The 18,387-nt window shown below is 60.4% G+C and carries 15 protein-coding genes; 5 read left to right on the top strand and 10 right to left on the bottom strand.

What is annotated here, in order from left to right:
- Window positions 1-9: 9 nt before the first annotated feature.
- Window positions 10-1,077, top strand: a complete 1,068-nt coding sequence (locus ASE94_RS09915) for a GGDEF domain-containing protein (RefSeq protein WP_156352100.1) — start codon at window positions 10-12, stop codon at window positions 1,075-1,077.
- 3 nt (window positions 1,078-1,080) lie between these two features.
- Here the strand turns inward: ASE94_RS09915 and aroA are convergent, their stop codons facing one another.
- From aroA to ASE94_RS09875, 8 genes are all read right to left on the bottom strand, one after another.
- Window positions 1,081-2,358, bottom strand: coding sequence for a 3-phosphoshikimate 1-carboxyvinyltransferase (gene aroA / locus ASE94_RS09910; RefSeq protein ID WP_062630268.1), 1,278 nt, complete (start codon window positions 2,356-2,358; stop codon window positions 1,081-1,083).
- A gap of 44 nt (window positions 2,359-2,402) precedes the next feature.
- Window positions 2,403-2,783 carry an iron-sulfur cluster assembly accessory protein gene (locus ASE94_RS09905; protein ID WP_061907308.1) on the bottom strand — a complete coding sequence of 127 codons (381 nt, stop codon included), beginning with the start codon at window positions 2,781-2,783 and terminating at the stop codon, window positions 2,403-2,405.
- 54 nt (window positions 2,784-2,837) lie between these two features.
- On the bottom strand, window positions 2,838-3,170 hold the full coding sequence (locus ASE94_RS09900) for an SUF system Fe-S cluster assembly protein (protein ID WP_062630455.1): 333 nt from the start codon (window positions 3,168-3,170) through the stop codon (window positions 2,838-2,840).
- Between the two features lie 70 nt (window positions 3,171-3,240).
- The gene (locus tag ASE94_RS09895) at window positions 3,241-4,461 is read right to left on the bottom strand and encodes a cysteine desulfurase (protein ID WP_062630267.1); all 1,221 of its coding nucleotides are present in this window, start codon (window positions 4,459-4,461) and stop codon (window positions 3,241-3,243) included.
- A gap of 119 nt (window positions 4,462-4,580) precedes the next feature.
- Window positions 4,581-5,789, bottom strand: coding sequence for a Fe-S cluster assembly protein SufD (gene sufD / locus ASE94_RS09890; protein WP_062630266.1), 1,209 nt, complete (start codon window positions 5,787-5,789; stop codon window positions 4,581-4,583).
- A gap of 6 nt (window positions 5,790-5,795) precedes the next feature.
- Window positions 5,796-6,557 carry a Fe-S cluster assembly ATPase SufC gene (sufC, locus tag ASE94_RS09885; RefSeq protein ID WP_061907312.1) on the bottom strand — a complete coding sequence of 254 codons (762 nt, stop codon included), beginning with the start codon at window positions 6,555-6,557 and terminating at the stop codon, window positions 5,796-5,798.
- 113 nt (window positions 6,558-6,670) lie between these two features.
- On the bottom strand, window positions 6,671-8,200 hold the full coding sequence (gene sufB / locus ASE94_RS09880; RefSeq protein WP_062630265.1) for a Fe-S cluster assembly protein SufB: 1,530 nt from the start codon (window positions 8,198-8,200) through the stop codon (window positions 6,671-6,673).
- Between the two features lie 67 nt (window positions 8,201-8,267).
- Window positions 8,268-9,413: an aminotransferase class V-fold PLP-dependent enzyme gene (locus ASE94_RS09875; RefSeq protein WP_062630264.1), complete on the bottom strand. Its 1,146-nt coding sequence runs from the start codon at window positions 9,411-9,413 to the stop codon at window positions 8,268-8,270.
- A gap of 280 nt (window positions 9,414-9,693) precedes the next feature.
- Between ASE94_RS09875 and ASE94_RS09870 the strand changes: the two genes are divergently transcribed.
- Window positions 9,694-10,356 carry an alpha/beta hydrolase gene (locus ASE94_RS09870; RefSeq protein WP_062630263.1) on the top strand — a complete coding sequence of 221 codons (663 nt, stop codon included), beginning with the start codon at window positions 9,694-9,696 and terminating at the stop codon, window positions 10,354-10,356.
- A 172-nt stretch (window positions 10,357-10,528) separates the two neighbouring features.
- Window positions 10,529-11,779, top strand: a complete 1,251-nt coding sequence (gene tyrS, locus ASE94_RS09865; protein ID WP_062630262.1) for a tyrosine--tRNA ligase — start codon at window positions 10,529-10,531, stop codon at window positions 11,777-11,779.
- Between the two features lie 103 nt (window positions 11,780-11,882).
- On the opposite strand, the gene ASE94_RS09860 is transcribed toward tyrS, so the two are convergent.
- The gene (locus ASE94_RS09860) at window positions 11,883-15,353 is read right to left on the bottom strand and encodes a DUF3971 domain-containing protein (protein ID WP_062630261.1); all 3,471 of its coding nucleotides are present in this window, start codon (window positions 15,351-15,353) and stop codon (window positions 11,883-11,885) included.
- A 149-nt stretch (window positions 15,354-15,502) separates the two neighbouring features.
- Here ASE94_RS09860 and ASE94_RS09855 point away from each other — a divergent pair, with 149 nt between their 5' ends.
- Window positions 15,503-15,982 (top strand): peroxiredoxin, encoded by a 480-nt coding sequence (locus ASE94_RS09855; RefSeq protein ID WP_062630260.1) that lies wholly within the window; start codon window positions 15,503-15,505, stop codon window positions 15,980-15,982.
- Between the two features lie 131 nt (window positions 15,983-16,113).
- On the top strand, window positions 16,114-17,202 hold the full coding sequence (locus ASE94_RS09850; RefSeq protein WP_162236079.1) for a peptidoglycan DD-metalloendopeptidase family protein: 1,089 nt from the start codon (window positions 16,114-16,116) through the stop codon (window positions 17,200-17,202).
- Between the two features lie 54 nt (window positions 17,203-17,256).
- Here the strand turns inward: ASE94_RS09850 and prfB are convergent.
- Window positions 17,257-18,379, bottom strand: a protein-coding gene (prfB, locus tag ASE94_RS09845; RefSeq protein WP_156352099.1) for a peptide chain release factor 2 whose coding sequence is annotated in 2 segments (ribosomal slippage) — window positions 17,257-18,309 and window positions 18,311-18,379 — 1,122 coding nt in all. Because the reading frame shifts where the segments join, the coding sequence is not laid out codon by codon here.
- Between the last annotated feature and the right edge of the window lie 8 nt (window positions 18,380-18,387).

Below are 18,387 nucleotides of genomic sequence, written 5' to 3'. Positions count from 1 at the left end.
GGGACGGCTGTGTCGGATCACGAATTCACACGAGCATTGGGCTATGCGAACGCAGCGCTCGAGCTTTTGAAGAAGAGTTCTATTCCACCCTACCCGCAGTTCTATGAGCTGCTCTACACCTATGCGACGGGCGTAAACCCGTCGCTCAACCATCGCATCAACGCCATTTTCGCGACGGGCAACTCGCCATCGGCGAGCTTGGCGGAAACGCTCTACAACGAATTTCTGAAATCCGACGTCAATGACCGAATGTCGACGGTTTCCGAGCGCATGCAGGTGCGTATCGAGGCTGTCCATTCGGCGATTGACCACGCCATGACGACGGCGAACGCCTATTCTGGTTCGCTGCAATCGGCCCAGGGCGACCTTGAACGCGATATCGGGCCGGAGGCGCTGAAGGCGCTCGCCACACGGCTCTTGGCCGAAACGCGCCGGATGCAGGATACCAACCGCACCCTTGAACAAAAGCTGGAAGCATCTCGCGAAGATATCGCGTCCCTCCAGCGCGATCTCGACGATGTGCGGCGCGAATCTTTGCTCGATCCGCTGACCAAGATCGCCAATCGCAAAAGCTTTGACGAGGGGCTCCGTGCAGGCATTGCTGAGGCGCGACAGACCGGCGGGCCGCTCTGCCTCATCCTCATCGACATCGACCACTTCAAGAGCTTTAACGACACTTACGGCCACCAGACGGGTGACCAGGTGCTCCGGCTTGTGGCGATGACGATCAAGTCCAATATCAAGGGTCGCGATCTTGCGGCGCGCTATGGTGGCGAAGAATTCGTCGCCATCCTGCCCAATACCGATATCAACGGCGCTTCGATCGTTGCGGAAAATGTCCGCGCCGCGATCCATGGCAAGGAATTGCTGAAACGCTCTACCAATGAAAAGCTCGGCCGCATCACCGCGTCCTTCGGCATTGCCGCCTTCCGGCCATCAGATACCGCCGGCTCGCTGATCGAGCGCGCGGATCGCTGCCTTTATGCTGCCAAGCATGCCGGGCGAAATTGCGTCGTTACGGAAAACACCATTGCCGACCTCGCCGAGGCCCCAAAAACCGGCGTCTCGGCGGCATAAAGTTCATTCCGCGGGCTTGAGCTCGACCCCGAGGCTAGTCAGCATTTCCCAATATTCAGGATAGGTCTTGCCGGTGCAGGCAGGGTCCAAAATGGTCACGCCACCAATACGAAGGCCAGCAAGCGCAAAGCTCATGGCGATGCGATGATCGTGATAGGTCTCGATCCGCGATGTCGCATTGCGTTGAGCGGCGTCGAGCAGCGCTGGATCGGCATTGACCAAGAGATCATCGCCTTCTTCGACTGCAAGGCCAGGACGAATGCGGTTGAGCTCGTTGGCGACGGCGCGGACGCGGTCGGTCTCCTTGACGCGTAGATTGGCGATGCCGACGAAGCGCACAGGTGAATTGTTGAAGGCGGCGACGACCGCGATGGTTGGCACGGCATCCTGCATTTGCGAGCCATCAATGATAGCAGGCATATTCGGGAATTGCGCGATGACGGCCTGTGCAGCAGCGTCGGGTTGGGTAAAGGCGTCTGCGGCCACGCCGAGGTCGATCTTGCCGCCAGTGAGCGCCTCTATGCCCCAGAGATAGGTGGCGGCCGAAGCGTCGGGCTCGATGTGGAAGTCGGTCGCCACGTAGCCGGTTGGCTCGACCTGCCATGTCCCCGGCGCTGATTCTTCGACCTTGGCGCCGAAGGCGCGCATGGCGGCGAGCGTCAGATCCACATAGCCGCGGGCGCCGATGTCCTGGCCCGCCAATGAGACTTCGATCGGGCCTTCGCCGAACGGCGCGGCCATGAGAAGCGCTGACACATATTGGCTCGACAGAGAGGCATCGATCTCCACCCTGCCCTTCCCGAACCGGCCCGTGCCATGGATGGTCACAGGTGGGCAGCCGGTTGGCGCGGTGGCGTCGATGCCGAGAGACTGAAGGGCGTCGACCAAGGGCTTGATGGGGCGAAGGTGCATGTCTTCGTCGCCATCAACCACAACAGTGCCGTCTATGGTCGCGACGGCAGCCGTGAGGAAACGCGTAGCGGTGCCCGCATTGCCGAGAAAAAGTGGTGTGTTCGGCGCTGCCAGTTTGCCGCTGCTGGTGACGAGAAAGCTTGTGCTGTCTGGTTCTTCGACTGTCACGCCCATCTGCCGTAGTGCTTCGGCCATAAGCACCGTGTCCTTGCTCTTGAGCGCGCCGGTCAACCGGCTCGTGCCCTCGGCAAGCGCCGCCAGCAGCAGCACGCGATTGGTGATGGATTTGCTGCCCGGCGGCGACACGCGCCCCGAAAGCGGGCGGCCGGGCGGGACGATGGTGTAGGCAGGCGGGAGCGTTTTCGGCATGATGCCGTGGTGTTAGGACAAAGCGCCCAAAGAGGCAATCGCCATCAGGCGGTTGCACGCGCCTCGGCGATAGCCTTCAAATCCGCAGCCTTGAGCGTGACGCTCTCGCCGCAGCCGCAAGCGCCGGTCTGGTTAGGGTTTTTGAACGTAAACCCAGCGCTCATCTTGGATTCTTCAAAATCCATGACGGTACCGAGCAGATACATCGTTGCCTTGGGGTCGACCCAGACATCGACACCCTGATCGGTAACGTGGTCATCACCCTTCAGCGGCTCGCTGACATAGTCCATCGTATAGGAAACGCCCGCGCAGCCGGCATTCTTTATGCCGACGCGGAGGCCGATGACCGGCTTGTCGGAATCTTCCATGATTTCACGGATGCGCTCGGCAGCAGCATCGGTCAGGGACATGATCTTGAAGGCCATGGTGTCTTCCGCCTTTATCGGTAGTTCACGATATATAGCAGTGAACGCGCGATCCTACCACCAGTTCAACGCAACTTGTGCTTCTTCGCTCATGCGACTCGCGTCCCATGGTGGATCGAAGACCATGTTCACGGTGACATCCTGGATGCCTTCGACGCCACGCGCCGCATTTTCCACCCAGGCCGGCATTTCGCCCGCCACCGGGCAACCCGGCGCGGTTAGCGTCATGTCGATCGTCAGGTTGCGGTCGTCATCGAGATCGACCTTATAGATCAGGCCAAGCTCATAGATATCGACCGGAATTTCCGGATCATAGACGGTTTTCAGCGCGCCGATCAGATCGGAGGTGATGCGTAGCACTTCTCCATCGCCGAGGTTTTCGGGCATGGTCGGCTGTAGGCGCACATCGATCTGTTCGTCGGCGGCAGGTGTTGTGTCTTCGCTCATATTGAGCCTCTCAGGCGAAAAATTTACGGGCGCGCTCGATGCCATCGACCAGAGCGTCCACATCATCCTTGCCGTTATATAGGGCGAGCGACGCCCGGCAGGTAGAGGTAACGCCAAATCGTTTGAGCAGCGGTTGTGCGCAATGGGTGCCGGCACGGACGGCAATGCCGTAACGGTCGAGGATGGTCGCGACGTCATGAGCATGGGCGCCGGCGATCTCGAAGGAGAAAATGCCGCCCTTGCCCGGCGCCGTGCCGATCATGCGTAGTGAATTGATGCGGCTGAGTTTTTCGTGGGCGTAGTTGGCCACGTCATGCTCATGCGCCGCGATATTGTCGCGACCGAGCGATTCCATATAGGTCAGCGCTGCGCCAAGTCCGATGGCCTGCACGATTGGGGGTGTACCTGCCTCGAAACGGTGCGGCGGCTCATTATAGGTGACGGTGTCGAGGCTGACTGTCTCTATCATTTCGCCGCCGCCCTGATAGGGCTGCATTTCGGCGAGGAGATCGTAGCGGCCATAGAGCACACCTATGCCGGTCGGCCCATAAAGCTTGTGGCCTGTCATGATATAGAAATCGGCGCCAAGGTCCTGCACGTCGACCTTGGTGTGGACCGCGCCCTGGGAGCCATCGACAAGCACGGGAATGCCCCGAGCGTGTGCAATTTCAATGACTTGCTTGATCGGGACTATAGTGCCCAAGACGTTGGACATATGCGTAACAGCAACGATACGCGTTTTGTCGGTCAGCGCCGCTTCGAACGCATCAAGGCTGAAGCTGCCATCGTCGCCGACATCGACCCATTTGATGACAGCGCCTTTGCGCTCGCGATGGAAATGCCAAGGGACGATATTGGAGTGGTGCTCCATGATCGTCGTGACGATCTCATCCCCTGCCCCAATTCGCGGACCGGCAAAGGATTGGGCGACGAGGTTGATCGCTTCAGTCGCCGAGCGGGTAAAGATGATTTCCTCGATGCGGCCGGCGTTCAGGAACTTGCGCACCGCCTCGCGCCCGGCCTCATAGGCTTCGGTCGCGCGATTGGCGAGCGTGTGCAAGCCTCTGTGAACATTGGCATATTCGTGCCGGAACGCGTAATCCATCCGGTCGAGGACCTGAACAGGCTTCTGCGCCGAAGCGCCGCTGTCGAGATAGACCAGGCGATGGCCGTGGATGACTTCCGAGAGGATCGGAAAATCGGCGCGCGCTTTTTCGAGGTCGATGGTCATGTTTCGTCCCGTGGCGACTGTCGTCGCCGCTGGCCCAAATCCACGATTGGAGTGGGTCGGGACGTGGCGCAGTAACGCGTCACATCCAGTAATTTAACAGAAAGCCAGCGACCCGGGGATTACTTCCCGAGAAGCCAGGTGTCGACGATGCCCTGCAGGGCCTCGTTCAGCGCTTCATCTTCAATCGGATCAATGAGTTCGGCGATGAAACCGCGGACCAGCATGGTCTCCGCCTCGGCCTTGGGGATACCGCGGCTAAGGAGGTAGAACAGGCTATCCTCGTCGAGCTTGCCGCACGTCGAACCGTGGCCGCAGACGACGTCGTCGGCATAGATTTCGAGTTCGGGCTTGCTGAGGATTTCCGCGTCGTCGGAGAGCATAAGTCCTTGATGCATAAACTTGGCATCGGTCTTCTGCGCATCGCGAGCGACGATTAGCTTGCCCTGAACCACGGACTTGGAGCGGCCGCGGGTGATGGATTTGAACAGCGGCTGCGACGAGGTGTGCGGCACCGCATGGGTGGTTTCCATCGTGATATCAGCATGTTGACCGTCGGAGACCAGATTGAGGCCCGTGACGTTGGCATGCGCACCGGCACCGGACATCTTTGGGAAAAGATGGGTGCGAGCAAGGTTGGCACCAGCGTGGACGACGAGCGTGCGAAGCTGGGCACCATCGGCCAAATGATATTCGTTGGTCGCAAAATGCGAGGTGGCACGGGCACTTAGATCGATCGTCACGTGGGTGACATTGGTGTCCTTGCCGAGCGCAATATAGGTCGCGTGGTTGCCGACATGGGCAGCTTCGGAACCGGAGAAGGTTTCGAGGATGACGACAGAGGCGCCATCAGCAACGAAAATCTTTGTGGCATCAACGACATGGGCGGCTTCGCCCTCGATACGGTGATCGATCTGGATGACCTGCTGCACCTGGCCTTCAAGCGTTACGCTGAGGGCGTCTTTCGTTAGCACTCCGTTAACATTGACGAGCAGATCGTCGCGATTGGTCAAAACGCCGCCATGGGTCTTGCCGACGATGACGCCTTCGGGGGCCGTCGCAGCATTTTGGACGACGCCATTGACGATCGAGAGCGCAAAGGCGCCGGGGATACGAAGACCCGTGCCCGTCGCTTCATTGGCCGGCTGGGCCAGCGGCGGAATGGTCCGCAGCAGCGTCTTGAGGTCGGTATAGTGATAGGCCTCGACGCGGCGGGTCGGAAGGCCAGCCACGGTGACGCGCTCGGCGACCTGGTCAGCGCCGACAGCCTTGAGCTGGGCGATCAGGGTTTCCTCGGCAGCGCCGAGACGAACTGGAAAAGCTGGGCGCATGGTTGGTTACGCCGCCTGACCGTCATAATCGGCATAGCCCTTGGCTTCGAGCTGCAGCGCCAGATCCTTGTCGCCGCTTTCGACGATCCGGCCATCCGAGAAGACGTGCACGACATCGGGGACGATGTGGTTGAGGAGGCGCTGGTAGTGGGTGATGACGAGCATGGAGCGCTTGCCATCGCGGAGCGCATTCACACCCTTCGAAACGACCTGCAGCGCGTCGATGTCGAGACCGGAATCGGTTTCGTCGAGCACGGCCAGAGCTGGCTTGAGGAGCGCCATCTGCATGATCTCGGCGCGCTTCTTTTCCCCGCCAGAGAAGCCGACATTGAGCGGGCGCTTGAGCATGGCGCTATCGACGTTGAGCTGAGCGCCGGCTTCCTTGACGGCACGCATGAAATCGGGCGTCGAGAGTTCGCCCTCGCCGCGCGCCTTGCGCTGGGCGTTGATGGCGGCCTTGAGGAAGGTCATGGTCGCGACGCCAGGAATTTCGATCGGGTACTGGAAGGCGAGGAAGATGCCGGCAGCAGCGCGCTCGGCAGGCTCCATCTCAAGAATGCTTTCTCCATTGAGGAGGATTTCGCCCTCGGTGATCTCATAGTCTTCCTTGCCCGCAAGGACATATGACAGGGTCGACTTGCCCGAGCCGTTGCGGCCCATGATGGCGTGGACTTCGCCCTGCGGGATCACGAGATTGACCCCCTTGAGGATTTCGCGATCCTCAATGCGGGCGTGCAGGTTGCGGATTTCAAGAACGGGAGTGGTCATTTGCTTCTCCGTGGCGCCAATTAGTCGCCGGTGTTTGTCTGAAAGCCCCCTCACCCGCCCTTCGGGCGACCTCTCCCCCAGAGGGAGAGGTGGAGTTGGCCGCGATTTTTGTTTTAGCCGACTGAACCTTCGAGGCTGATCGAGATCAGCTTTTGGGTTTCGACCATGAATTCCATCGGCAGGTGCTGGAGCACGTCGCGAACGAAACCGTTGACGATCAGAGCCACAGCTTCTTCCTCGTTGAGGCCGCGCTGGAGGCAATAGAACATCTGGTCGTCGGAGATTTTCGAGGTCGTCGCTTCGTGCTCGAAGACGGCGGTGCCGTTGCGGCTTTCGATATAGGGAACCGTGTGGGCGCCGCACTTGTCGCCGATGAGGAGCGAGTCGCACTGGGTGAAGTTGCGGGCGTTCCTGGCCTTGGCATGCGCCGAGACCTGCCCGCGATAGGTATTGTCCGAGAAGCCGGCGGCGATACCCTTGGAGATGATACGGCTCGACGTGTTTTTGCCCAGGTGGATCATCTTGGTGCCGCTATCGACCTGCTGATAGCCGTTCGAAATGGCGATCGAGTAAAATTCGCCACGCGAACCGTCGCCGCGCAGGATGCAGCTCGGATATTTCCAGGTGATGGCCGAACCGGTTTCGACCTGGGTCCAGGAAATGTGCGAATTGACGCCACGGCAATCGCCACGCTTGGTGACGAAATTGTAGATGCCGCCCTTGCCGTCCTTGTCGCCCGGATACCAGTTTTGGACGGTGGAGTACTTGATCTCGGCATTGTCGAGGGCGACCAGCTCGACAACGGCGGCGTGAAGCTGGTTTTCGTCGCGCGACGGTGCGGTGCAGCCTTCGAGATAGGAGACATAGCTGTCATCGTCGGCGATGATCAGCGTGCGCTCGAACTGGCCGGTGTTCTTTTCGTTGATGCGGAAATAGGTCGACAGCTCCATGGGGCAGCGGACGCCCTTGGGGATGTAGACGAAGGACCCATCGGTGAAGACGGCCGAATTCAGCGTCGCATAGTAATTGTCCGAGACCGGAACGACGGTGCCGAGATACTGCTTTACGAGCTCGGGGTGCTCGCGCACGGCTTCCGAGATCGAACAGAAAATGATGCCGACCTTGGCCAGTTCTTCGCGGAAGGTGGTGACGACGGAGACCGAGTCGAACACAGCGTCGACAGCGACATTGGCACCAAAAGGCGTGCCGACGGATTCGGCAGCGCCTTCGACACCGGCGAGAATCGCCTGCTCTTTCAGCGGAATGCCGAGCTTGGCATAGGTCTTGAGCAGTTCAGGATCGACTTCATCGAGGCTCTTCGGACCCTTGAAGCTCTTTGGAGCCGCGTAGAAGCTGATCTGCTGCAGGTCGATCTTGGGATAGTGGAGCTTGGCCCAGTTTGGTTCTTCAAGCGTCTGAAAGCGTCGGAAAGCGTCGAGGCGCCATTCCAGCATCCATTCCGGCTCTTCTTTCTTGGCCGAGATGAAGCGAACGGTTTCTTCGGTGAGGCCGGGCGGCAGCACGTCGGACTCGATATCGGATTCGAAGCCGTACTTGTATTTGTCGACGTCGAGGGCGAGCACCTGCTCAACCGTTTCGCGATCGATCTCTTCCTTGAGCGTCGGAATATCGTAGTCCGCCATCAGGCTTCTCCTTTGTGCCCATCGACGGTTCAAGGCCGCCGCGAACGAAGTCTCTATCTATAAGCGGCTAGGCCGCTTTTCCCGCGCGCCGCTGGCGAACGAGGATCGTTTCAAATCCGGCAAGGAATGCATCGGCATCCGCCAGTGTGGAATTCCAGCCGAAGCTGACGCGCAGGGCGCATTCGGCGAGATCGCGCGAGACGCCCATGGCAAGAAGCACATGGCTCGCGCCGACCTTGCCCGAAGAACAGGCCGAGCCGGACGAAACGGAAAGCCCCGCAAGGTCCAGCGCCATCATCGCCGTCGAACTGCGAATACCCGGCACGGCGAAATTGACGACATTGCCGACGCGGCTTGTTGCCTCGCCAAAGATGACAGTATCGGGCGCCATGGCCTTCAACCCGTCCTCGACGCGCTTGGTCAAAACCTCAAGGGCACTCATATCCATGCGCTCTGCCGCGGCCGCCGCGCCAAAGGCGGAAATCAGCGCTGCCGATTCCGTGCCGCCGCGACGGCCCTGTTCCTGGCCACCACCAGGGATCAGGCGGACCGTGTCGGCGTGGCCTTTGACCAAGAGCGCACCGATCCCAGCCGGCGCGCCGATCTTGTGGCCGCTGATGGCCACCATATCGGCAGCCGAAGCAGCGAAATCCAGATCGAGCTTGCCCAGCGCCTGGACCGCATCGACCACAAGTGTGTGACGGGTCGGACCAACGAGCACCGAGATCGCGCCGATGGGCTGGACGACGCCGGTTTCATTATTGACCCAATGCACCGCAACGAGGAGCGTCGTGCCGTCTTCGTCAGCTCTAGTGAGCACAGCGCGCAGTTGATCGAGATCAATGCTGCCATCGGGCAGAAGACCGATGGTATGGACAGGCAGGTCCGTGGCCTCGGCCGCCTTGGCGACCGCAGCATGCTCCCCAGCACTGATCGCCACGGCGCCTGCCGAAAAGGCTCTGGCGCCACCAACGATGGCTTGGGTCAGAGCTTCAGTTGCAGAACCGGTGAAAACGACCTGGCGGGTTTCGGCGCCGGCTAGGCGGGCGACCTGGGCGCGGCCAGTCTCGATGAGATCGCGCTGCTTGCGGCCATGGGCATGAACTGAGGATGGATTGCCCGTCATATCAAGCGCAGCAAGAAGCGCCGCGCGCGCTTCGGGACGAAGCGGGGCGGTGGCGTTATGATCGAGATAGATGCTCTCTTTCGCCATCTGCCTTCTTGGGCCCATATGCCCGAAAGAACCGCATGTCTGGAATGAGCCAATGGAAAGGCCCGGAAACCAAACACTTCTTGAAATTTGCCGCCCACTTTCATTACAAGGGGCGCTCAACGTGGCCGCTCGCGGCCAAAAACCGAATTTCGAACCATTCTAAACTGGTTTTTTCGACCCATGTTTTAGGGATCGTCCCGCCCATAGTCAAGCGGCGCAGACGATTTCCTGACCAGTCGGATCAGCTTAGTGACAGAGCCGAAAAAGGCCAGAAAACACCATGCCTGAAGTTATCTTCAATGGCCCCGAGGGGCGCCTCGAAGGCCGGTACCAGCCGGGCAAGGAACCGAACGCGCCGATCGCCATCGTTTTGCATCCGCACCCGCAGTTCGGCGGGACGATGAACAATCAGATCGTCTACAATCTCTTCTATATGTTCGCTCAGCGCGGCTTTTCGGTCCTGCGCTTCAATTCGCGCGGCGTCGGCCGTTCGCAGGGCGTCTTCGATCACGGGATCGGTGAGCTTTCGGACGCGGCTGCCGCGCTCGATTGGCTGCAGATCATCAACCGCGAGTCGCGTGGCTGCTGGATCGCCGGCTTCTCGTTCGGCGCCTGGATCGGCATGCAACTCCTGATGCGCCGCCCGGAAGTCGAAGGCTTTATTTCGGTGTCGCCGCCGGAAAACCTCTATGACTTCTCGTTCCTCGCCCCCTGCCCGTCGTCGGGCCTGATCATCCATGGCGACAAGGACCGCGTGGCGCCGCCGCAATCGGTTCAGAAGCTGGTGGATAAGCTCAAGACGCAGAAGGGCATCACCATCGAACAGCAGATCGTTGAAGGAGCCAACCACTTCTACGAAGGTAAGGTGGATGAACTGACGACGGCCTGCGCGGAGTATCTCGACCGTCGCCGTCAGGAGATCGCGGACGGCGGCGGGCGCTAAAGAGAGCGCATTTTCGGGCGGTCATTCACTACCGCGCCCAGACATTCACGACGTCATCCCCGCGCAAGCGGGAATCTCCTGTCGCATCGCATGAGATCCCCGCTTGCGCGGGGATGACGCAGCGGAAAATGGACCGACGCGGCGAAGAACACGACATTTCCGGATCGCACCAATGACCAAATACAAATCCGACTTCCTCCGCGTCCTCGATGAGCGCGGTTTCATCCATCAGATTTCCGATCCCGAAGGGCTTGATCAACTCGCGGCGACGCAGAAGATCACCGGCTATGTCGGCTACGACGCGACGGCGACCTCGATCCATATCGGCAATCTGATCACCGTCACCATGCTCTACTGGCTGCAGGAAACCGGTCACCAGGCGATCAGCCTGATGGGGGGCGGCACATCTATGGTGGGCGATCCGTCCTTCCGCGACGATCAGCGCAAGCTGCTTACGGTCGAGCAGATCGAGACCAATATCGAGAGCATCAAGCGCGTCTACGGCAATATCCTCAACTATGGCGGCTCCAACCCCGCCATGATGGTGAACAATGCCGATTGGCTGCTAAAGCTCAATTACATCGAGTTCCTGCGCGATGTCGGCCGACACTTCTCGGTCAATCGCATGCTCTCCTTCGATTCGGTTAAGCTGCGGCTCGATCGCGAGCAGTCGCTGAGCTTCCTCGAATTCAACTACATGATCATGCAGGGCTACGACTTCACCGAACTCAACCGGCGCTATGGCACCGTGTTGCAGATGGGTGGATCGGACCAGTGGGGCAACATCATCAACGGTGTCGACCTCAGCCATCGCATGGGCGGGCCGCAGCTCTACGCGCTGACGACGCCGCTGCTCACCAAGTCGTCCGGCGAGAAAATGGGCAAGTCGGCCTCCGGCGCCGTTTGGCTCAATGGCGATCTCTTCTCGCCCTATGATTTCTGGCAATATTTCCGGAATACCGAAGACGCCGACGTGGTGAAATTCCTCAAGATTTTCACGCGCCTGCCGCTTTCGGAAATCGAACGCATCGGCGCGCTTGGCGGCAATGAGATCAACGAGGCCAAGAAGATCCTCGCGACCGAAATCACCGCGATCGTTCACGGACGGGATGCGGCGATCCAGGCAGCGGCAACCGCGCTGGCGACCTTCGAGTCGGGGGCCATCGATCTGTCCTTGCCGACGGCCGAGGTGACTCATGCTGAGCTCGCTTCGGGCATCGGCATTTTGAACGCGCTGGTGAAGGCTGGTCTCGCGGCTTCCAACGGCGAAGCCCGCCGTCACGTCGCCTCAGGAGCCGTGAAGGTCAATGACGCGACGGTCGACGATGACAAGCTCAGCCTCGGCGACAATGCCTTGCTCGACGAAGGCGTCATCAAGCTTTCGGTCGGCAAGAAGCGGCATGCGCTGATCAAGCCGATCTGATTCACCCAGCCCCCGCCCAATCGTCACCACCGGGCTTGTCCCGGTGGTGACGACGAAGGGGTGGGTTCGGATTTGGGCGTCGCACCTCGGTGCGGCGCCTTTTTTATTGCTGCGGGAGTTCGTTGGCGCGGAACTCGAAGAGCTCGCGGAAGGCGCCGGGGAGCAGCAGCGAGAGCGGGTTGATCTGGAACTGTGGCTGCTCGAGCGGGCCGCGCACGGCGAAGGTGACGCCGACAAGGCCCTCGCCATCGCGGCCGCCGAGGAGCGGCCCGAGTAGCGGGATCTGCTGGAAGGCGTTGTTGAGGCCGAACAGCGGCACATAGGTGCCGGTCAGATCGTATTGGCGCTTATCGGTATAGATGAAGCCGCGCATGGTGCCGCCGACCGTTGGGCCGGAGAGAATGCCGCGGGTGACTTCGACACGATCGCTACGGCGGATGAAGTCGATCTCGCCGGCTTCGAAATCGAGCCGGTTGTTGCGCGCGATGGCGGCGCGGGAATCAGAATGGTTACCGAGCACCTGGGCGACATTGGCTTCGTCGACGATGGCGAAATTTCTCATCAACAGGCGCCCGCCTTCGGCATCGGCGTCGCTGTCGGTGGTGAGGACGAGGCTGCCGGTGCCGCCGGCAAGCTGAGAATAGACCCCGAGGAAGCGGAGGACGGTGCCAGCATCGTTGAAGGCCACGGTCATCGTGCGGCCCTTGGGCGCAGGATTGGTGGTGACCGAAAGGGCGTTGCCTTCGCTGAATTGGGCCGAGAGCGTCGCACGGCGGAGGTTGGAGCCGCGAAGGCTGAGTTTGAGATCGACGTTGAAGGCGGTCGTCGCATAGTAGCCCAGCGCCCGGTCGAGTTTGACGTCGAGACTGAGCGCTTGGTTGATCTGCGTGGTGCGTACGCCGCCACTGCCCTGCCCGAGGCTGAAGAACTGGCTGAGGACAGGTTTCAAATCGAGTTGGGCACCGCGGATCTGCACGTCGAAACCGCCATTGGCGGGTTTGAGGGCCACCTGGGCATTGTCACCTTCGCTCAAGGCGACCTTACTGAACTCGGCGAGGACGAGGCCATCCTTGGTGCTGTAATCCGCCTTGCCGGCCAGTTGGACGGAGCCGAAGCCGACGGCGATGTCTTCGAGATGGGTGACGTCGCCGTCCGGGCGGACAGTGGCGGCGACGCTGCCCGGGGTGCCGGCGCTTTTGCGGATGCCGACATCCTTGAAGTCGAGGCCGGCATCGGCAAGATCGGCAGAAATCTTGATGCTGCCGTCAGCGGCGGGTTCGGCGATGAAGCGAAGGCTTCCCGACAGGAAGGACGAGGCATCGAAGCCGAAGGCGGCAAGATCGGCGACCTCGACGGTGGCACCGAGCTTGAACGCGGGGTCGGTCGTCGGTGTGCCGTCAACAGATAGCTCGGCTTCCATGCCGTCGATGTCAGCTGAGCCCCCGAGATGATAACCCTCTTGGGTCGCGGAGAAGCTCAATTGGCCATTGGCAATGGTGCGATCCTGGATCGGAGCGCTGCTGGCGAAATTGGCGACGGTGCCGTTGACGACATAGTCGATTTCCATCGGCTTGCCGGTGTCCTCATTGGCAAGGCCAATGGTGGCGACGAGACCCAGATCGACAGTACCGGTCAGCGTTGCCGGATCGATCGGCAATTCGACTTGCGCCAACGCATCGGGCTGCAACTGCTTGGTGATGGCCAGCAGCGCCGGAATGGGCGCGGAGAGATTGCCGGAAACTTCGAAAATGCTGTCATCAGGGGAAGAGCTGTCAAAGATCATCGCGGGGCGGCGGACATCGATCGTGCCTTCGGCCGTATCGACGTTGCCGCCTTCGGCCGAGATGGTGACCTTGGAATCGTCGATCTGGAGGCGCGTAATGCCGTCGATCTTGATTGGGTCCATGGCCTCGGTGGCGCGCACGGCGACGTTCTGGCCGGTCATGTCGATCTGCATGGCGCCATCGGGTAGCGGCTTGCCTTCGGCATTAGGTCCAAGCGAACCGACCGGGAAGTCAAAATTGAGCCGCGCTTCGACGACCTGGCCATTGGTGACATTGGCGACGAACCAGTCTCGGCTTTCCTGGCCCATGAAATAGGGCCAGATGCGCTTGATATCGTCGGCGCTGACGCCCTTACCGGCCACGCTGATCTTGGCGGAAAGGCCGGCCTGGAGCATGTCCATGCGGCCCTTGCTCTCGATGATCGCGTCGCCCTTTCGCGCCACGAAGCGATCGATGCCCAAGGCGCCATAGAGCGGTGCGGACCAGCCGGAAAAGTCCATGGTCTCGAATGGCAACTCGGGCGCGGCCATATCGTTGGGGTGAAGGGTTACATCGGTCGCCTTGATCGACATGCCGATGGTCGGGCCATAAGTGGCGTCGAGCCCCATGGCGAAGGTGCCGGAAATCCGCGCATCGCTCTGGCCGATCTGGATGGCGGAATCGGCCAATTCGAATTGGCCAGTCTCGGGGCTCCAATCGATTTCCATGATCGAGCTGGCGACGGGGAAATAATCCGTACCGATGCGCAGATCGACGCCCGTCAAATCGATGCGAAACTGGCCATCGACAAGCTTGCCACCGGCCGGGTCGAAGCCAATGTCGATCGAAAGCGCGCCGGCGCCGCGCATCGCGGCCATGCTGGTTGCGTCGTCGATGAAGGGCAGAAGCGCTGCGAAGTCGAGATTGAGAACATCGACCTTGAGCCGGGAGGTACCATCATCAGCTAGGATACGATCGATCGTGCCGGAGACCTGACGGCCGCCGACTTGGGCGGCAAACGTGCCCGCGGTTTGCTTGCCGTCCGCTGATGGGCCGATTTCGAGATCGACCTGATCAAAGCGCCGATAGAGCCCATAGACAGAATCGGTCATGTCGATGGTCGCGTCGCGCACGATCAGTTTGGAGAATTGGCCTTGCGTGCTCATCTTGACGAAGTCGCTGAGCGCAACCTCGGTCGATTCAAGATTATAGACGAGCCAATCGTTGTCGGAGCGCAGCTTGGTGCCGTCAGCGCCCAGAGCCAGTCCCTTCTCGCCAATGCCGATGGGTGAATAGGCCTGATCGCCCTCGAGCACCCGGAGGGTCGGGACGCTGCCATCGGCGTTTTCGACGAGCTCCATATGGCCGAGGCGCGGCCCATGAAGATCCTGAACCAATTGGAGATGCGGGCCGACGACTGTGACCGAGGCCCCCGGCTGCCCCATCAGCGCGCGGAGCGGGGAGAAGCCGACCTCCAGCGCATCCATCGCGATTTGCGCGCCCGACTGGGTATCGTCGAGCACGACGGGAGAAAAGCGGACGACCGGCCAGACGCCACTTTCAACGGCAATCGAGAGATCGCCCATTTCGAGTTTCGACGTCGGGGGCAACATGGATTGAACCACGTTCCGCACGGTATCGCCGGAGAATGGCAGACGGATCGGGGTGACCAGAAGGACGAGATAGAGAACCAGAAGCAGCGCAAAGAAGCCGCCAAAGATCCAGCCCAGTATTTTGAGCAGCCGGCGAGAGCGCGCAGGCGGAGGGGTAGATGTCAGTGATGGTGCGGGCTGATCGGCCGGAATTGTCACTCGCTCACGTCTATCCAGCTTGAGGAAACCTACAATACCGCAGAATTCCTCACAGAATCATTCACCCGCCGGGCTGCAATTGCACAATGATACCGGCTGGAATGTGGCGCCGACACCCTCTATTGGATCAGGGACTTGGGAGACCCACGATGACACATCTGAACCAAGGCGACCTTGCCCCGGACTTCACCTTGCCGCGCGACGATGGCAGCGTGTTCACGCTTTCGGCGCACCGGGGAAAGCGCGTTGTTCTGTTCTTTTATCCCGAGGATGATTCCGGCGGCTGCACCGACGAGAATGTCGAGTTTTCCAACCTGCTCGACGAGTATGAAGCGGCGGGCGCCGTGTTGCAGGGGATTTCGCCCGACGACATCGCCAAGCACCAGAAATTTCGCGCCAAGTATGACCTGCGGATCCCGCTCGTTGCCGATCCCGAGCGGCAAGCGATCGAAGCCTACGGGCTCTGGCAGCTCAAGAAGCTTTATGGGCGGGAGTTCATGGGGCTCATCCGTACCAGTTTCATCATCGGCACCGACGGCAAAATCGAGCGGATCATCCGCGCCGCGCGCATCAAGGGACATGCCGCAAAAGTCCTCGAAGCCTTACGTGAAAAAACGGCATCTGCCTGAAAACCCCCATCTTTCGGGGTTTCTTAACCATGAGCGCTCATAGTCTGCTTACCATAAGGTGGCAGTGCGAGGGGCGCAAAGTGGTAGGGAAAGCCGGCTTCGGAAACCGCGGAAACAAAGCTAAAGCGCCGGTGCGCGGCATCCACCCTGCCCTGTTTTACGGCATGTTTGCCGTGCTGTTCGGCGGCAATGTCTTTGCCGGCACAGCGCTCTATCTCTCCCCAGATATCACGCGGATGCTCAATGGCCGGACCGATGAAGTGATCGGCGCCTATGAGGATCGTATCGCGCAGATGCGGGTCGAAATCGACCGGCTCCACTCGCGCAGCTTCGCCCAGACGGGCGATATCAACTTGCAGCTCCAGGAGCTATCGCAGCAGCAGGAAGTGCTGTTCGAGCAGCACCAGCTGGTCAAGGTCTTGGTGGAAAAAGCCGATGCGCTGGGCATTGCGGCCGCGGATATCGCGCCGCCGGCTGCTCCACAATCGGCCGACTTGGCGAGCCTGACCGGCAATCCCGATGTGGATGCGACGGCGCTCAGCATCGAGCGAATGATGGGCGAGACACAAATGGCGATGGATGGCATTGCCCAGGTCGCCTCGACCCGCGCAGACGAAATAGCCACCGAGATGCGCCAGCTTGGTATTCCGGTGACGCTGCCCGATGCCGATGACGAAGCGATGGGTGGTCCTTTGCTGCCAGCGCGCGATGATCTGGCCGGTACGCCGATGCTTGAAGATGCCAACGAGGTCATGTCGGCCCTGATGCGCTACAAGATGGCGCGGGAAACGCTCGATGATGCGCCGGTACATATGCCGATCAGCGGCACGTTCCGGCAAAGTTCGAACTTCGGCAATCGCCGCGATCCATTCACGGGATCACGGGCGTTTCACTCCGGCATCGACTTCTCCGCGCCGACAGGCACGACTGTGCTGAGCGCTGCGGCCGGAGTGGTCACCTATGTCGGGACGCGATCAGGCTATGGCATGGTTGTCGAGGTGACGCATGCGAATGGGCTGCTCACTCGCTATGCGCATTTGAGCGGTTATTTGTCGCAAGAAGGCCAGAAGGTCGATACCGGGACGCCCATCGCCAAAGTCGGGTCGACGGGACGTTCGACGGGGCCGCATCTGCATTTTGAAATCCGCAAGGCCGATGAGGCGATCAATCCCAAGGCGTTTTTGGACGCTGGGAAGCGGTTGGTTGCGGTGCTGGGTTAGGTTTCAGCATCGTACGACAGTTAAAAAATGGGAGTCCGTAGCCTCCCAAACTTTTTATTCGCTGGCCACGTCCGTTGCGACGCCAACGCGCTGCGCAAGCGCCGCTTCCATGAACTGGTCGAGGTCGCCGTCGAGCACCACTGAAGGCTGGCCGCTTTCGACGCTGGTGCGGAGGTCCTTGACCATCTGATAGGGCTGCAAGACGTAGGATCGGATCTGGTGGCCCCAGCCGATATCGGTCTTGTTGGCCGCCTGAGCGTTTGCCGCTTCTTCGCGCTTCTGCATTTCCATCTCGTAGAGACGGGATTTCAGCATGGCCATGGCCGTTGCACGGTTCTTGTGCTGGCTGCGTTCCTGCTGGCACGCCACGATGATGCCCGAGGGCACGTGGGTGATGCGGATGGCGGAGTCGGTCGTGTTGACGTGCTGACCACCGGCGCCCGAAGCGCGATAGGTGTCGACCTTGAGGTCGGCTTCGCGGATTTCGATATCGATGGAATCATCGATCACCGGATAGACCCAGCAGCTCGAGAAGCTGGTGTGTCGACGCGCGGCCGAATCGTAGGGGCTGATGCGGACGAGGCGATGCACGCCGCTCTCAGTCTTGAGCCAGCCATAGGCATTGTGGCCCTTGATCTGGATGGTCGCGGACTTGATGCCGGCTTCTTCGCCGTCGTGCATTTCGAGCACTTCGACCTTCATTTTCCGGCGTTCAGCCCAGCGGGTATACATGCGCAGCAGCATGTTGGCCCAATCCTGGCTCTCGGTGCCACCGGCGCCGGAGTGGATTTCGACATAGCAGTCATTGGCATCGACTTCGCCGGAAAGCAGCGTTTCGATCTGCCGGCGGCGAGCCGATTGCTTGAGTTCGATCAGCGCCTGTTCGGCATCGCGCACGATATCGGCGTCGCCCTCGGCATCGCCGAGTTCGATCAATTCGACATTGTCACGAATGCCGGATTCGAGCTCGCGCACGGTCTTGACCGCCACATCGAGTTCGTCGCGCTCGCGCATGGTGACGCGCGCTTTTTCCGGATCGTTCCAGAAGTCGGGGGATTCAGTTTGCGCTGTCAGCGCGTCGAGACGGAGTTGTGCAGTATCCCAGTCAAAGATGCCTCCTCAGCAGGGTCAGAACCTGCTCGATTTCGGCGACGGTCTTTTCGATTTCCGCGCGCATTGAAAATT

The organism is Devosia sp. Leaf64 (assembly GCF_001421945.1).
Classification (GTDB): Bacteria; Pseudomonadota; Alphaproteobacteria; order Rhizobiales; family Devosiaceae; genus Devosia.
The sequence above is the reverse complement of the archived record's forward strand: the minus strand, read 5'-3'. Positions and strand labels throughout refer to the sequence as shown.

Excerpts from the sequence above, each read along its gene's own strand:
- aroA (WP_062630268.1), bottom strand. The coding sequence starts at position 2,358 with ATGCCGAAAACGCTCCCGCCTGCCTACACCATCGTCCCGCCCGGCCGC.
- ASE94_RS09905 (WP_061907308.1), bottom strand. The coding sequence starts at position 2,783 with ATGGCCTTCAAGATCATGTCCCTGACCGATGCTGCTGCCGAGCGCATC.
- ASE94_RS09900 (WP_062630455.1), bottom strand. The coding sequence starts at position 3,170 with ATGCCCGAAAACCTCGGCGATGGAGAAGTGCTACGCATCACCTCCGAT.
- ASE94_RS09895 (WP_062630267.1), bottom strand. The coding sequence starts at position 4,461 with ATGACCATCGACCTCGAAAAAGCGCGCGCCGATTTTCCGATCCTCTCG.
- sufD (WP_062630266.1), bottom strand. The coding sequence starts at position 5,789 with ATGCGCCCAGCTTTTCCAGTTCGTCTCGGCGCTGCCGAGGAAACCCTG.
- sufC (WP_061907312.1), bottom strand. The coding sequence starts at position 6,557 with ATGACCACTCCCGTTCTTGAAATCCGCAACCTGCACGCCCGCATTGAG.
- sufB (WP_062630265.1), bottom strand. The coding sequence starts at position 8,200 with ATGGCGGACTACGATATTCCGACGCTCAAGGAAGAGATCGATCGCGAA.
- ASE94_RS09875 (WP_062630264.1), bottom strand. The coding sequence starts at position 9,413 with ATGGCGAAAGAGAGCATCTATCTCGATCATAACGCCACCGCCCCGCTT.
- ASE94_RS09870 (WP_062630263.1), top strand. The coding sequence starts at position 9,694 with ATGCCTGAAGTTATCTTCAATGGCCCCGAGGGGCGCCTCGAAGGCCGG.
- tyrS (WP_062630262.1), top strand. The coding sequence starts at position 10,529 with ATGACCAAATACAAATCCGACTTCCTCCGCGTCCTCGATGAGCGCGGT.
- ASE94_RS09855 (WP_062630260.1), top strand. The coding sequence starts at position 15,503 with ATGACACATCTGAACCAAGGCGACCTTGCCCCGGACTTCACCTTGCCG.